Genomic DNA, 13,598 nt, shown 5'->3' with positions numbered 1-13,598 from the left:
CGGCCTCGTTCGAAAATCGTCCATATGAAGCAGGCACCTCGCGGTGCCTGCGGCAAAACCAGTGCTGCGCGCGCAGGGTCAGCGCGCGAGCCGGCCCCAGATGCGCACGCGGCTCAGGCCGCCGTCGGGAAAGATGTTGACGCGCACGTGCGAGACCGGGCCGATGGCCTGGATCTGCGCACCCTCATAGAAATGCTGCTTGTCCATCTCGGTCTTCTGTTCGCCGAGCAGCTCGGGCCAGAACATCGCCTGGGTCACCAGCGACTGGTCCGTGGATTCGGCCACCAGCGCCGCCTGGATGGATACGCGGTCGGGATAGTTGCCCTTGAAGTGGGCGGTGTCGATCTCGATCTTTTCCACGGTCACGGGATGGCCCAGCTCGAGGATCAGCCAGTCGTTGCCCGGCTCGCGGCGGCGGCGGGTTTCCCAGCCGTCACCCATGTTGACGCCGCGGCCCGGCTTGATGATGCCGGTGGGCACACCGAAGTGCGCATCGTTATAGGCCACCACGCGCCCGCCATTGGCCAGGGCCGACACCTCGTACAAGGCCGCCGGGTCGCGGCGCGCCCAGTCGCAGGCCGGCTGGCCGTAGACCCGCAGGCGGGCGACGCCGCCGTCGGGGAAGATGTTCAAGCGCAGGTGCGTCCAGACACGGTCGTCCTGGATCTGGACGAAATGGTGGGAATTGCCCTTGAGCGTGGTCGCCGGCACGATCTCGACCCACTCGGTCGCATCGTCGGGATCGCCCTCGCTGCGGCAGGCCAGCACCGAGGCGGCCGGCGGGAAGTTGCCGGTGAAGTGGCTGGTGTCGATGTCCAGGCCCTTGACGACCCCCGGCAGGCCCAGGGCGATGATGGCATGGTCGTGGCCGCCGTTGCGCCGGCGGCGGGTTTCCCAGCCATCCATCCATTTGCCGTGCTCGTCGAACTTGCCGACGACGAACACCGGGCCGGCCGCCTGCAGCATGCGCCCGGCCGAGGCAAAGAACTCGTCCGTGCAGGACACGACCCGCGCGCCCAGCTCGGCGTCGGCGAGGTTCGGATGGCGGGTCGCGAACGCGGGCAGCTCGACCGCGGGGGCATCGATGACGGTGCCGACGGGCAGATTGGGGGTAGCCATGGTGACATGCTCCAAAACAAAGTGACCGGTCCGCCGGAACCGACCGGAGGACCGTGAGACGCAAGTCCGCCGACGGACTTGCGGACAAAGGGATTCAGGCGGCGCGCCAGGGGTGTTGTTCGACCCAGTGGCGGGCGATGTCGGCGCGCGTGGCGATCCACACCCGCTCGTGCTTTTGCACGTGGTCGAGGAACCGCTGCAGGCCGGCAAAGCGGCCCGGACGGCCGATCAGGCGGCAATGCAGGCCCACCGACATCATCTTGGGGGCGGTCTCGCCTTCGGCATACAGGACGTCGAAGGCATCCTTGAGATAGTGATAGAAATGATCGGCCGTGTTGAAACCCTGCGGCGCGGCAAAGCGCATGTCGTTCGTGTCCAGCGTATAGGGCACGATGAGCTGCGGCCGCGTGTTGCCGTCGGACAGTTCCACCTCGGTCCAGAACGGCAGGTCGTCGCCGTAGTAGTCCGCGTCGTAGAGAAAATTGCCGTCCTCGGCGACGATGCGCAAGGTATTGGGGCTGTCGCGCCCGGTGTACCAGCCATCGGGGTGGCGGCCCAGCAGCCGGGTGACGATCTCGACACAGCGCCGGAAGTGCTCGCGCTCGACGTCCTCGGGCACCGACTGGTAATGGATCCAGCGATAGCCGTGGCAGGCGACCTCGTGACCCAGCTCGACGAAAGCGCGCGCGGCTTCGGGATGGCGCTCCAGCGCCATGCCCACGGCAAAGACTGTCAGGGGCAGTCCGCGGCGCTCGAACTCGCGCAGGATGCGCCATACACCGGCGCGCGAGCCGTATTCATAGATGGATTCCATCGACAGGTGGCGCGCAGGATAGGCGGCCGCGCCGATGATCTCGGACAGGAACTGCTCGGAGCCCGGATCGCCGTGCAGCACGCAGTTCTCGCCGCCTTCCTCGTAGTTCAGGACGAACTGCACCGCCACGCGCGCCTGGCCGGGCCAGTTCGCATGGGGCGGATTACGGCCATGGCCGACGAGGTCGCGCGGATAGGCGGTGCTGCTGGGCATGTGGGTCTCCTGGTGATCAGATCTTGACGCTGAACGCGGCCCACGGGTCGAGCGTACCACCGGCCGTCTCGCCCATGCGCTGCTCGCAATCCAGCAAGTGATGGCCCATGGCCTCGCGTGCGCCCGCGGCATCGCCGCGGGCGAGCAGGTCCAGCACCTCGCGATGCTCGATGTAGGAGCACGCGCTGTCGTTGGGCGTGTCGTGGAATGCAATGATCAGCGTCGTGCGCGCGCACAGGCTGTGCAGCATGTCGGTCAGCACCTGGTTGTCGGCCAGGCGCGCGAGCTCGACGTGGAAGGCGTTGGACAGGCGGATCCAGCTGATGCGGTCGCCGCTTTCGAAGGCCTGCTGCTCGCGCTCGACCATGTCATAGAGCGGGCGCAGGGCCTCGGCGATGTCGGCGCGGGCGACCAGTGCGTCGATGACGATGTATTCCAGCGCCCGGCGCATGGCGAACACATCGCGGGTTTCCTTGGGCGTGGCCTGCCAGACGGTGGCGCCGCGGTTGGGCTCGATCACCACGATCTTGTCGTGGGCAAGCTGCGACAGCGCCGTGCGCACCGTGGCCCGCGAGCAGGAAAAGATCGTGCACAGGGTCGCCTCAGTGAGTTTCGCGCCCGGCAACAGGCGGCGGTCCATCGCCGCGTCGAAGATCTCGCCATAGACACGGTCGACTTCCGAGCGCGCGCCGGCCGACCCAGGCGGGTTGCGCAGCGAAGACGCACTGGGGGCGCCGGGGCCGTCCGGCGCGGCTGAAGGTTTCAAGCGAAGCATGAGGACATTTTGTACGACCAGAGTTGTTGACAATTATTGTAGATCAGACGAAAATCGTCAACACAAATTGTTTACAATCATCCAACTATCCTGCCCCGGAGTCGACCACAGGCATCAGCCGCAGACTTCGCGAACCGTCGCCGCAGGCGGCGGGCCGGCCATACCGGGGGCCTTTTGGCAGGATGCTGACCGGAGACAAATCCCATGGGAAAACTATCCACCCATGTGCTGGACACCGTCCATGGTGTGCCGGCCCAGGGCGTCGCCCTGGCACTCTATCGCCTCGATGAGGACGGGACACGCACCCTGCTCAAGCACGCGGTCACCAATGCCGACGGCCGCTGCGACGAGCCGCTGCTCAGCGGCGCCGACCTGCGGCGCGGCACCTACGAACTGGTCTTCCACGCCGGCGATTACTTCGCCGCGCGCGGCGTCCAGTTGCCCACGCCCCGATTCGTCGATCAGGTCATCCTGCGTTTCGGCGTGGCCGAGCCCGCCGAAAACTACCACGTACCGCTGGTCGTGACGCCATGGACCTGGTCCACCTATCGCGGCAGCTGAGCCGCCCGCGCATCGTCCCGGAACCCATCAGACCATAAAGGCACCCCATGGAAGGATTCCTCCTGGAATACGGCAATCTATTGCTGCGCTGGCTGCACGTCATCGCCGCCATCGCGTGGATCGGCGAATCGATCTACTTCGTCATGCTGGACTTGAGCCTGCATCCGCCCCGCAATGAACACGGCAAGAAGCTCGGCGTCTTCGGTGAAATGTGGGCCGTGCACGGCGGCGGCTTCTACCACAACCAGAAATACCTGACCAACCCCGCCGAACTGCCCGACGACCTGCACTGGGCGTTCTGGAAGGCCTACAGCACCTGGCTGTCGGGCTTTGCGCTGTTCGCCCTCATGTACCTGTCCAAGCCGACGTTCTACCTGGTCAATCCCGCCAGCCCCTGGGCCTGGGCGACGGGCATGAGCGGCACCCAGGCCAGCATCGTGGCGGTGGCCTTCCTGGTCGTCGGCTACATCGCCTACTCGCGCATGTGCCGCCTCATCAGCCCGACCATGAACCGTGACGGCCTGCTGAGCCTCGCGGTGGGCGTGATGATGGTGTTCGTCGCCTGGCTCAGCATCCAGATCTTCCCGGGCCGCGCCGCCTTCCTCATCACCGGCGCGCTGATGGCCACCTGCATGTCGGCCAATGTGTTCTTCTGGATCATCCCCGGCCAGCGCCGCATGGTGAAGGCCCTGAAGGCCGGCCAGACCCCCGATCCGCTGGACGGCAAGCTGGGCAAGCAGCGCTCGGTGCACAACACCTATTTCACGCTGCCGGTGGTGTTCCTGATGCTCAGCAACCACTACTCGTTCACCTATACGGGCGAATACGCGTGGATCATCATGAGCCTGTTCATTTTTGCCGGCGCGGTGATCCGCCAGTACTTCGTGCTGCGCCACACCGGCAGGAACGATCTGCGCTTTCCGGCCGCCGGCATCATCCTGCTGGCCGTCATCGGCTGGCTGGCCGCACCCTCGGGCACACCGGCCCAGGCCGGCGGCGAGCAGGCCGCCGTCACCCTTGAACAAGTCCAGGGCATCGTCACCGCGCGCTGCACCGAATGCCACTCGGCCAAGCCGACCTACGCGGGCTTTTCGGCGGCGCCGGCGGGCGTCATGCTGGATACCGCCGACGAGGTCCTGCTGCACGCGCAACAGATCAAGACCGTGGTCGCCAACCAGTACATGCCTCTGGCCAACCTGACCCAGATGAGCGACGAGGAACGCGCCGTCATCGCCGCCTGGAGCGGCCAGTAGGTCCATGGCGGCGCATCATTGCGCCGCCATGCAGATGAAGCCGGACGTCCGCCCCTCGGCGGACGCCAGCGTACCCGCGTCGGACACCATGACCGGCGCATAGCCGAAGGGACAGCTGCAATAGCCCGTGGCCGGGTTGCCCCGGTATGCGCCCGTGCCGTCGTAGCATCCCCGGTGGCTGTTCGACAGGAAGCCGCCGCCATCCACGCGGCCGGCCGAGCGCCAACGGCCCTGACGGCACAACAGGATGCCGTTGTAATCGCGTTCGATGGTCAGGGCGCCCTCCTCGCCGCAGCCCTCGTATTCGACGCCGGGGCGCTCCAGCACCAGATAGTCCCTCGCCCGCAGCGAAGCCCCGCTGCGGATGTTGCCGCCCACCGTGGCATCGCCCTGAAAGTCGGGGTCCCGATCGTCACCGACCTTCAGGTAGGGGCCGAGGTCTGGATCCGCGCCAGCCGCTGCCGCAACGTCGGTATCGTCGGCCGCGAGGGCCACGGTGCCCGGCGGCCAATCCTCCGGGGCGGGAAGCCGCCGGGCGGCGCCTGCCAGGGCGTCGGGGGCGTGCGGCCACACCACCAGTCCTTGGCCGCGCACGGCCATCAGCCACTGCGCCACCAGGCCTTCGTCGACCGACCGCCCATTGCGGGTCAGCAGCGGACCCCGCGTGTGGACCAGCGCCGTGAGGCGGCACGCAGGCCCCGGACAGACCTGCGAACGCAGGATACGCAAACCGGCGGACTGACCCAGCGGTCCCGCCTCGAGCCAGCCTGACGGAACGAGGCCGGCGGCGCGCAGCTCGTCCCAGCCGGGCGCCGACCAATCGTCGAACCCTTCGTGCGCCAATGCGCCCGGGCCGTCCGCCAGGGCCAGCGCCGGCCCGTGCCGCCTGAGGTAGGCCCGCGCAGCCTCGTGGGCCACGGTCATCCACACCGCCAGGGACTGGGCCTGCAAGTCGCGCACGCGCTGCGCCCAGGCGTGCGCGGCCCAGACCGAAAGCAGCGCGAGGATCAGCCCGGCCAGGGCCAGCTCGATCAGCACGAAGCCGCGCGGCCCGGCGCGCCCGCCCGCGAAGCGACGCACGCCCGGCGGGCTCATCGCGCGTAGAACGCGAACTGGTTGACGTCGCCGCGCGCGCATGCCGATTCAGCCGCCAGGGCGCTGTAGGTGGTGGAGGCATCCTTGACCACCCGCCCCTGGCCCGCGCCCTGCCCCACGGTGATGCTGTCGGCGACACGCTGCAGGACCGAGGCGATGGAGGGGCAGGCGGCATGATTGACCGCGTTCAGGCGAACCACGAAGCCGGCGCCGCTCTCGACCGTCTCGATCTGGACGACACCCTGTCCGCCGAGGCCGTGGCGCACGGAACCGTCCGCCGCCACCGTCAGCACCGTCGAATCAGCCATCATATTTGCCAGGCTGGCGGTCGACAGCGACTCGTAGGGCGGGACATCCCCGGTGTTGGCGTTCACGCGCGCCTGCAGAATGAAGCGGGTGAGCTCCTCGCCCACCCGGGGAACCTTGTTTTCGATCACATAGCCACCGATCGCCGGAATGCCGATGACCGCGACCAGCAGGATGATGGCCGTGACGATCGAGACCTCGATCAGGGAAAAACCTTGCTGCCGGGCGCGCCGCGCGCTTGCTGTGGAAACTGCCATGCTGTTCTCCTTGCCGGATGACCGGCACCGATCCGCCGGCCCCTAATGGCCGGCTTGAAATACCATCCAGGCGCGCCGCAGCTCGTCCATTGCGGCGTAATGCCACAGCGCCGCGCCCAGCACCCAGGCAAGTGCGGCCAGCAGCGCCAGCCAGCGCAGCGCCTGCGCCTGGCGCGACACGCGACCGAGCAACTGCGCGGCAAGCCGCAGGCGCGTCGCCCGCAATCCCTCATGCAGGCCGCGCGCCGCCGTCATATCCTCGAGGTACCAGTAGGCCTCGCGATCCAGCAGTCCGGTATCCAGCGAGGCCACGCCCGCCCATCCCCAGTCGATGCGGGCCAGCATGCGCGTCAGGTGCAGCCCCGCCCAGGGCTGTGCGCCATCCCGAAGCATGCCGATGGCGGTGCGCAGCTGGGTAGAGGCGCCCGGGCCGGCATCCAGCAGGATCTCGAGCAGCGCCAGGATGCGCAGACCCTGGACTTGCCGATACAGGCGCCAGATGCCGTGGCGGTCCAGGGGACGCCGCCAGGCACCCACGCCGCGCGGCAGCGACCAGATCGCAAGGAACGAGACGATCGCGGCCCCTGCGGGCAACAGCACACCATAGGCGGCGAGCCAATCGGAAAACGCAAACAGCGCCCGAGCGTACGGCCCATGAAAGGCGGGCGGCAGGCCCTGGAAGGCATGCGCCAGCCCAGGCACGGTGAAGGCCGGCAGTGCCAGCGCCAGGAGGCTGGCGACGATCATCGCCGCCGCGGCCGTACCGAGGGTCAGGACCAGGATACGGCGCGCCTGCGCCATCAGCGCCAGATGCCTGGCCAGCGCCTCGAAACAGGCCAGCAGGCGCTCGTTGCCGAACGCCTGGGCGGCGCGAACCAGCACCAGTTCGTCGGCAGGAAAGCTGGCGATCCACGTGGCGTACAGGTCGCCGCCGCTGCGCTCGCAGGCGCGCGACCACGCGGCGGACAAGCGGCCGCGCACGCTGCCGGCGCCATAGCGCCGCGCATCCAGGTCGAAGAGCTCGCGCAGGGTGCGCCGGCCGAGCATGCCCCGCAGCACGCCTTGCAGATAGTCATAGTATTCGGCCCGCGCCGAGGCGAAGCGCCAGGCGTCCAGCCGCAAGCCCGGCCCCGCACGCCAGCGTTCCCCCCAACCCCGCCTCATGGGAGGCGTCCTTCGCGCAAGGCGAGCGTCTCGAACGCCATGAAGCGCACCTCGACGTCACGCGGATCGATCTCGCCGCGCAAGGCCTTGTCCATCGCGTGAGCCATGGCGCCGCGCCCGGGCACATGCGGTACAAGCGCGCCCCGCGGCAGGCCCGGCTCGAGGCATTCGGCAGCCACAGTCCGGCCACGATAGCCGGCCAATTCCGGCAATTGCGCAACCCGGCACTGCCCGCAACCCGCCTCGTTGCGCAGGCGCAGCGCCTCGCGCGAGCATGGCCATGCGGATTCGATGCCCGCGAGCCAGTGCTCCCAGTAGGCCGCCGGGCGCGTACCGCCTCGAGCCAGATGATGGGCCTGCGCCGGCATGGCGCAAGCCGGACACAGGGTGGGCAGCAAGGCCTGAAAGACCAGGAGCTTGAGGATGCCGGGCGTCTGGAGGAAATCACGGGGGATGCCGACGAACTCGGAGGCCAGCCGGTCGACGATTCCAGCGGCCGAGGGCGCATGGACGGTCGTGTAGACGTTCACCCCCGAGCCGGCCAGGTCCATGAACGCCCTGCCGGTTTCCGCATCGCGGATTTCACCCAGCAACACGTCGGTCATCGCCGAGCGCTTGAGCGCTCTCAGCTTGGCCGCATAACCGTCATGCGCCTCGCGATCCAGGTAGCGCCCGATGGTGTTCTGCACCGCGTGCTCGATGCGGTACTCGACCGGTTCCTCGAGGGTGATGACCTTGCGATGCGGCGGCAGGCCGGCAATCAGCGTGGCCAGCGTCGTGGATTTGCCCGAGCCGACCGTGCCGGCGAAGACGATGGCGCCGCCCTCGGAGCGCATGACGCGCTCGATCTGTTCGACTTGGTCGCGGCGATAGCCGAGAGCCTCGAGCGACGCCGGCCGGGGTCGCGCGTGGCGCTCGAGGAACCGCAGGCAGACGCTGGGGCCGCGATCCGCGGCCAGGGAGGCCCAGCGCAGCGTGATGTCGCGCCCGTCGACCTGGCGCAGCAGGCTGCCCTGCTGTTCGGCCAGGGGATCGAAGACCGCTCCGTTGCCGCCGCGGATGTCCATCCAGGCGACGGCCAGGACATCGAGCAGCAAGGCGGTGGGCATGCGGCGGAAGCGCTCCGGGGCGATATAGCGCCCCGCCAGCGTGTAGCGCACCTCGGATTCGGCTTCATCGCGGCAGACATTCAGATGCAGATCGCTGGCGCCATGGCGCACGCCCCATTCCACCATGTCCTGAAAGACGCCGGCCAGCGCAGTGGGTGTACGTTCGCGCGGAAACGAGGTCGCCGGTTGTCCCGCGCCGCCGCGCGCCAGCGCCAGCAGCAAGGCGGCCGACAATACGTAGCGCGGCGGATCCGCCATGCGCCTGCCGGCGGATTCGATTCGCCGGCTGAGTTCGTCGGCCTGGTCGCTGCCCACATGCTCGGCCAATGCGAACAGGGCGACTGTGCCGTCGGCCATTTCGGCGGGACAGATCCGGTCGGACAAGGCCCGCGCCCCGAATTCGGCCGCCAGCGGGCGGCGCACCGGCGGATCCAGATCGGCCAGCCCGCGCGCACCATCGAGGACGACCGCACGCGCGCTGTCGAAGACCGCGAGGCGAGCCGCCGCCGGGGCGGGCGTCCGCCGGGGCCGCCAGCGGACCATCATGGCCTGGCCTCGCCCAACATGGCCCGCAGACACAGGGCGTGCCGCTGCGCACCGCGCTCGAGGCGCACGCACGCGCCGTTCATCTCGCGCAGCCGATAGACGGCGGAATCGCCCGCGTGGCCCACCGGCAGCGCCTGGCCGCGAACATACAGGAATGCGCGCCCGCCCACCTGGACCTCGGCCATCAGCCTGCGGCCGACACCATACATCGCCACGAGCCGTGGCTGCGCAGCCGATGCGTCGGCCGGCTGGCTGGCGCGCGCCGCCGGAACCCCGCCCCGCGCCGGCGCCGGCCGCAGGGCCTCCTGGAGATCGCGCCGCAACAGCTCGCGCACGGACTGGGCCTGCCACTCGAAATCCTCGCCGCCCTCGATGCCGGCCTCGGCGGGCGAGGATGCGGGGACGGCCGCGGGCCCTGCATCCCCTTGCACGACGCCCGTGGCCGGCGCGGGGCTCGGCTGGGCCGACAGGGCCAGCATGGCCGCAACGATCACCGCCTCAACCAGGCGGAGCCGGGAGGTCTTGGGTTTCATAGAGGACTCCCTCTAAATGAAGATTGATGGGACTGTCGGAGAGCCCTGCGGCGGGCCGCCGGCCGATCGACAAGGCCGCCTTGCGCCAGCCGATATGCTGCGAGATGGGGATCAGCAGCACGGCCGAGCGCAGCGGACCGTCGACCCGCAATTCCCGCAAGGCATAGCGGCGCATGTCCGGGGGCCGCGGCAATTCCACGCCGTCCGCATCCCGCGGAGGGGTCGGCTCCAGGGCCCGGCTGGCATCGAGGCGGAACGCGGAAAAGGCCGGCAGGATGCCCTGTGCCCGGCTGGCCCAGTCACGCGCCTGCCCCTGCGCGGACGGCGGCCGGGTACGGTCCGGGACCTGCGCCGGCAGCGATAGCGTCCAGGAGGCGCGCGCGAGGCCCAGGGACGGGAAGTCCAGACGCCAGTCGCGCGGCGCCCGGCGCAGCAGCCCGCGATTGTCGGCCCGGCGATCCGCGCGTTCATACTCGCCCAGACAGCGCCAGGCGCCGTCATCGGCCTGCCGACAAGACAGCAGGCGCAGCCGCCAGCCGGCGATCGCAGCCGGCTGCCGATGAAGAGCGGCAAGCAGCGCGCGCGTGCCCGCCGCGCCATGGACGCGGTGCTGCTCCAGCAGGCGGCGCTGGGCCTGGTCCCAGGCCTGGCGGGCATCGATACGCGGCGGTCCGTTCCGGGCATCAGCCAGACTTTGCCACGCCAGCGGCGCGGCCACGCACACCGCCAGCCCCACGAACCCGACGCGCCGCCAGCCCCACCACGGCGCCCGCCGCAGGCGGGATTCGTCGCCGGCGTGGCCGGCCAGATCCTCGAGACGGACCGCAAGCTGCGACGACGGGCGGCGCAGGCGGGGATACGCCAGGCGCAATTCATCGATCACCGCCTGCGCCAGCCCCGGGTCCTGGTAGATGCGGTCCGCCCGCGACAGGACGACCCCCTCGTGGGCCGCCAACACGCAGACACTGCCGTCGCCCAGGTCGAGCACGTCCGCCACCGTACCCCGGGGGTGGAGCAAGGCGAAGATCTGCGCACCCGAATAGGGCTGCGCGGACGACTTGCCATCCAGCCAGGCCAGCCCCACGGCCGCCTGGTCGGAGCCCGACAGGACGGCGTGCGAGGCCCGGCGCCGCCGGGTCAGCCGGCGCGCCAGGCGATCGGGATGCTCGCCCACCAGCGGCAGCCACTCCATGCCGAACGCCAGCGCAACCCGGCCGACCTGGAGAATCCGCGTGCCGCGCATGGCCTACAGCCCCTCCTCGACACGCGCGGTGATGACCAGGAGGGTCGTCAGGCGCTGTGCGGCGATCTGGTCGCCGCCGCCGAACACGGCGGGCATGCCCGGCCCGAGGCGGCGCTCGGATGTTTCGGACTGATGCCGATCGAAGCCGGAGATCACCAGCGGCTGGCCGGGCTGTACCGCGAGTTGTTGCACGGTACCGTTGCCGTCGATCGTGAGCTGCTGCAGTTGCAGCGGATTGGCCTTGTCGCCGAAGGTCACCGACTTCAGCGGCTGGGCCACCGTATTGTCATAGGCGATCGACAGGAAGATCTGGCCGTCCTCCTGGGCATCCGGTATGACGGTCAGCAGCGAACCGACGGTTTCCTCCTTCTGGTTGACCGACACGGCAGGCAGCGCCATCCCGGCGCCGCCGGGCATGGAAGTGGTTTCGACCCGGTCGATATATGAGAACGTGGTGCGCACCGCATGGGTCACGGGACGGCGGTTGAGGGTCAGCATGGGCACAGTGCTGCTGCGCACCAGACGCCCGGTCTCGCCCAGAGCGCGAACCACCGCCTCGCTGCCCGAGAGCGGGCCCTGGGTGATGCCCACGCCCAGCGAGCCCGACGGCGCCGTGCCCAGCGCCGGCACCGCCAGGCTCGCGGCCACGCGCGTGCCCGCGAAGATCAGGTTCCAGTCCAGGCTGGCGAGTGCCTGGTCCGTCAAGGCCACGGTCAACTCCTCGAACACCAGGCGCACACGACGGGTCAGGGCGCGATTCTCGATGTCGAGGTAGCGCGCGATCCGCTCGAGGGCGTCGGGCGTGTCGGTGACCACGATGCTGGCGCTGGCACCGGGCTCGGCCACCAGCAGGCCGGCGCGCGACAGGAAGGGCTCGATGCGGGCCCGGATGGTCTGGATCACATCCAGGCCGCCGCCGGCGAGGCGGGTGCCGGAGGTGCTGACGAAACCGCCCGCGCCGCGCGCCCCGGCGAACCCCAGCGAGGCCTCGGTCTGCGCCTCGAGCGCCAGTGCGCGGACGTTGAAGACCCGCGTCTGGGTGCGGAAAAATTCGATGCGGCCCTCGTGAAAGCGCCACAGGACCCCGAAGTGCGCGCACAGGCGATCCAGCGTCTGGGCGAGGGGTCGCGACGCATCGGCGAGGATGAAGGGCTCGGGCGCCGGCGCTGCGGAGGGGCCGGCGCCGGCCACCCCGGTCAGGCGCGGCAGGAAATGCCAGGCGGGCAACAAGGCGTCCGGCCGCACGTGCACGGGGATGCCCGTCACCGCCGAGATCCGGCCGCCGATGCGGCGCAAGTCATCGTCGCCGTCGGCAAACAGCAGGGTCGTGCGCACGTTGGCCCGCAGCGCCGGCGGCAGGCTCAGTTCCCGGGCCAGGGGCTGCGCCCGGCCCGCGAGCCAGGGCCGGTCGACGTCCTGGGCGGCGTGGCGCGCCTCGACATCGTCCCGCGCGTCGGCGGCGAAGGCTTCATGCCCCTGTGCAAGAGCCGCCCGTGCCTGCGAAAACTCGAGGGCCGCCTCGCGCAGACGCTGCGACAGGGCGCAGCCGGCGAGCAGCCCGCACAGGAGAACGCCCGCGATCGGCCGCCACGCCCTCACGAGGGTCTCCCGGGGCCTGATGTGCGATCGCAGCGCTGGGCCAGCGGAATGACCCGCAAGACCCGGTTGGCGTAGAAACAGGGCTGCAGGGGACGGTCGCCGAGTTCGGTGGCGGCCAGCAGCGCGCGCACCGCGGGGCGGAATCCCTCCCCGAAGGCCGCCGACCCCGCCAGGGGAATGTCGACGTCGACCGCCCAATGCTCGGCCTCGAATACCCAACCCGCCTCGCGCGCCCAGCGGCCCAGCGCACTGCGGATGTTGAGGTCCGCCGGGCCGGCCTGGAACGCCGACGGCTGGAACGCCGGGGGCTGGGGCGGTGGAGGCGGAGGCGGAGGCGGCGGGACGGGCGCCGGCAGGTGCGCGGACAGCGGCGCCGGTGCAGGCGAGGCGCGGACCGCCGGTGACAAGGAGGCCAGCCGGGGCGCGGGTGCCTCGACCGGCACGGCGGACGCCTCGGACATCGGGATCGAAGCCGGGACCTCGGCCACCGAGGCCGCTGCCCGATCCTCGACTGTGACCCCCGTCGTGCGCCGCGCCTCGGCCGCCAGATGCCCGCCGCGCATCACCAGGTGGGGCGGCACCCCCTCGAGGACCAGGTAGTCGCCCCGCCGCACGGGCATCAGCAGGCGGTCGCCGCGCGCCGTGCGCTGGAACAGGGCCGGCACGGCCTGGTCGGCCGGATACTGCAGCCAGGTGCGCTGGCCGTCGTCGAATACCTGCAGCGGCGCGAGGCCGGGATCACCGTCGATCCGCCAGTCGAAACCGAACTGCCGCGGCGCGGAATCGGCCGGCTTGCGTCCGTCCACCTCGAGCCACGCCCAGGCGGACGTTTGTGCGCAGCCGGCCAACAGGACCGAGGCGGCGGCCGCCGTGAGAACCTTCAACATAAACGCATCCCCCATCAACGAAACAGGCACCGGATCCAGCGGATCGGGTGCCTATCTTGGGATGGATGCCGGCCCTGCGCCAGACCGGCGATTACGGATGGAGGAAAGCGCCCCTGCGGCGGCG

General features: G+C 70.0%; 13 protein-coding genes. 2 read left to right on the top strand and 11 right to left on the bottom strand.

Features of this window, described 5'->3' with window-relative positions; translation table 11 throughout:
* Positions 1 to 78: 78 nt before the first annotated feature.
* The 3 genes from alc to OOZ48_RS11310 form a co-directional block, all read right to left on the bottom strand.
* Positions 79 to 1,119 (bottom strand): allantoicase, encoded by a 1,041-nt coding sequence (alc, locus tag OOZ48_RS11320; RefSeq protein ID WP_269498368.1) that lies wholly within the window; start codon positions 1,117 to 1,119, stop codon positions 79 to 81.
* Positions 1,120 to 1,213: 94 nt separating this feature from the next.
* A complete protein-coding gene (gene puuE, locus OOZ48_RS11315; RefSeq protein ID WP_269498366.1) occupies positions 1,214 to 2,146 on the bottom strand; it encodes an allantoinase PuuE in 933 nt (310 codons plus the stop codon).
* A gap of 16 nt (positions 2,147 to 2,162) precedes the next feature.
* Entirely contained in the window at positions 2,163 to 2,921 is a 759-nt protein-coding gene (locus tag OOZ48_RS11310) for a GntR family transcriptional regulator (RefSeq protein WP_269498365.1), read from the bottom strand.
* 204 nt (positions 2,922 to 3,125) lie between these two features.
* Between OOZ48_RS11310 and uraH the strand changes: the two genes are divergently transcribed.
* Both uraH and OOZ48_RS11300 read left to right on the top strand, forming a co-directional pair.
* A complete protein-coding gene (gene uraH / locus OOZ48_RS11305; RefSeq protein WP_269498363.1) occupies positions 3,126 to 3,482 on the top strand; it encodes a hydroxyisourate hydrolase in 357 nt (118 codons plus the stop codon).
* A 47-nt stretch (positions 3,483 to 3,529) separates the two neighbouring features.
* Positions 3,530 to 4,735, top strand: coding sequence for a urate hydroxylase PuuD (locus OOZ48_RS11300; RefSeq protein ID WP_269498360.1), 1,206 nt, complete (start codon positions 3,530 to 3,532; stop codon positions 4,733 to 4,735).
* A gap of 15 nt (positions 4,736 to 4,750) precedes the next feature.
* Here OOZ48_RS11300 and OOZ48_RS11295 read toward each other — a convergent pair whose 3' ends face one another.
* From OOZ48_RS11295 to OOZ48_RS11260, 8 genes are read right to left on the bottom strand one after another with little or no spacing between them, the layout of a single operon-like run.
* On the bottom strand, positions 4,751 to 5,815 hold the full coding sequence (locus OOZ48_RS11295; RefSeq protein WP_269498358.1) for a hypothetical protein: 1,065 nt from the start codon (positions 5,813 to 5,815) through the stop codon (positions 4,751 to 4,753).
* A gap of 11 nt (positions 5,816 to 5,826) precedes the next feature.
* Positions 5,827 to 6,393 carry a type 4 pilus major pilin gene (locus OOZ48_RS11290; protein WP_269498356.1) on the bottom strand — a complete coding sequence of 189 codons (567 nt, stop codon included), beginning with the start codon at positions 6,391 to 6,393 and terminating at the stop codon, positions 5,827 to 5,829.
* 42 nt (positions 6,394 to 6,435) lie between these two features.
* Entirely contained in the window at positions 6,436 to 7,557 is a 1,122-nt protein-coding gene (locus OOZ48_RS11285; protein ID WP_269498353.1) for a general secretion pathway protein, read from the bottom strand.
* A complete protein-coding gene (locus OOZ48_RS11280) occupies positions 7,554 to 9,212 on the bottom strand; it encodes an ATPase, T2SS/T4P/T4SS family (RefSeq protein ID WP_269498351.1) in 1,659 nt (552 codons plus the stop codon). The genes OOZ48_RS11285 and OOZ48_RS11280 overlap by 4 nt, the downstream gene beginning before the upstream one ends.
* Entirely contained in the window at positions 9,209 to 9,745 is a 537-nt protein-coding gene (locus tag OOZ48_RS11275; protein ID WP_269498350.1) for a hypothetical protein, read from the bottom strand. The genes OOZ48_RS11280 and OOZ48_RS11275 overlap by 4 nt, the downstream gene beginning before the upstream one ends.
* The gene (locus OOZ48_RS11270) at positions 9,711 to 10,988 is read right to left on the bottom strand and encodes a hypothetical protein (RefSeq protein ID WP_269498348.1); all 1,278 of its coding nucleotides are present in this window, start codon (positions 10,986 to 10,988) and stop codon (positions 9,711 to 9,713) included. The genes OOZ48_RS11275 and OOZ48_RS11270 overlap by 35 nt, the downstream gene beginning before the upstream one ends.
* A 3-nt stretch (positions 10,989 to 10,991) precedes the next feature.
* Positions 10,992 to 12,587, bottom strand: a complete 1,596-nt coding sequence (locus OOZ48_RS11265) for a hypothetical protein (protein WP_269498346.1) — start codon at positions 12,585 to 12,587, stop codon at positions 10,992 to 10,994.
* Positions 12,584 to 13,474 carry a TcpQ domain-containing protein gene (locus OOZ48_RS11260; RefSeq protein ID WP_269498344.1) on the bottom strand — a complete coding sequence of 297 codons (891 nt, stop codon included), beginning with the start codon at positions 13,472 to 13,474 and terminating at the stop codon, positions 12,584 to 12,586. The genes OOZ48_RS11265 and OOZ48_RS11260 overlap by 4 nt, the downstream gene beginning before the upstream one ends.
* Between the last annotated feature and the right edge of the window lie 124 nt (positions 13,475 to 13,598).

The sequence above is a fragment of the Castellaniella sp. S9 genome (assembly GCF_027257175.1).
Lineage (GTDB): Bacteria > Pseudomonadota > Gammaproteobacteria > Burkholderiales > Burkholderiaceae_B > Castellaniella.
This window is presented reverse-complemented; position numbering and strand designations above follow the sequence as displayed.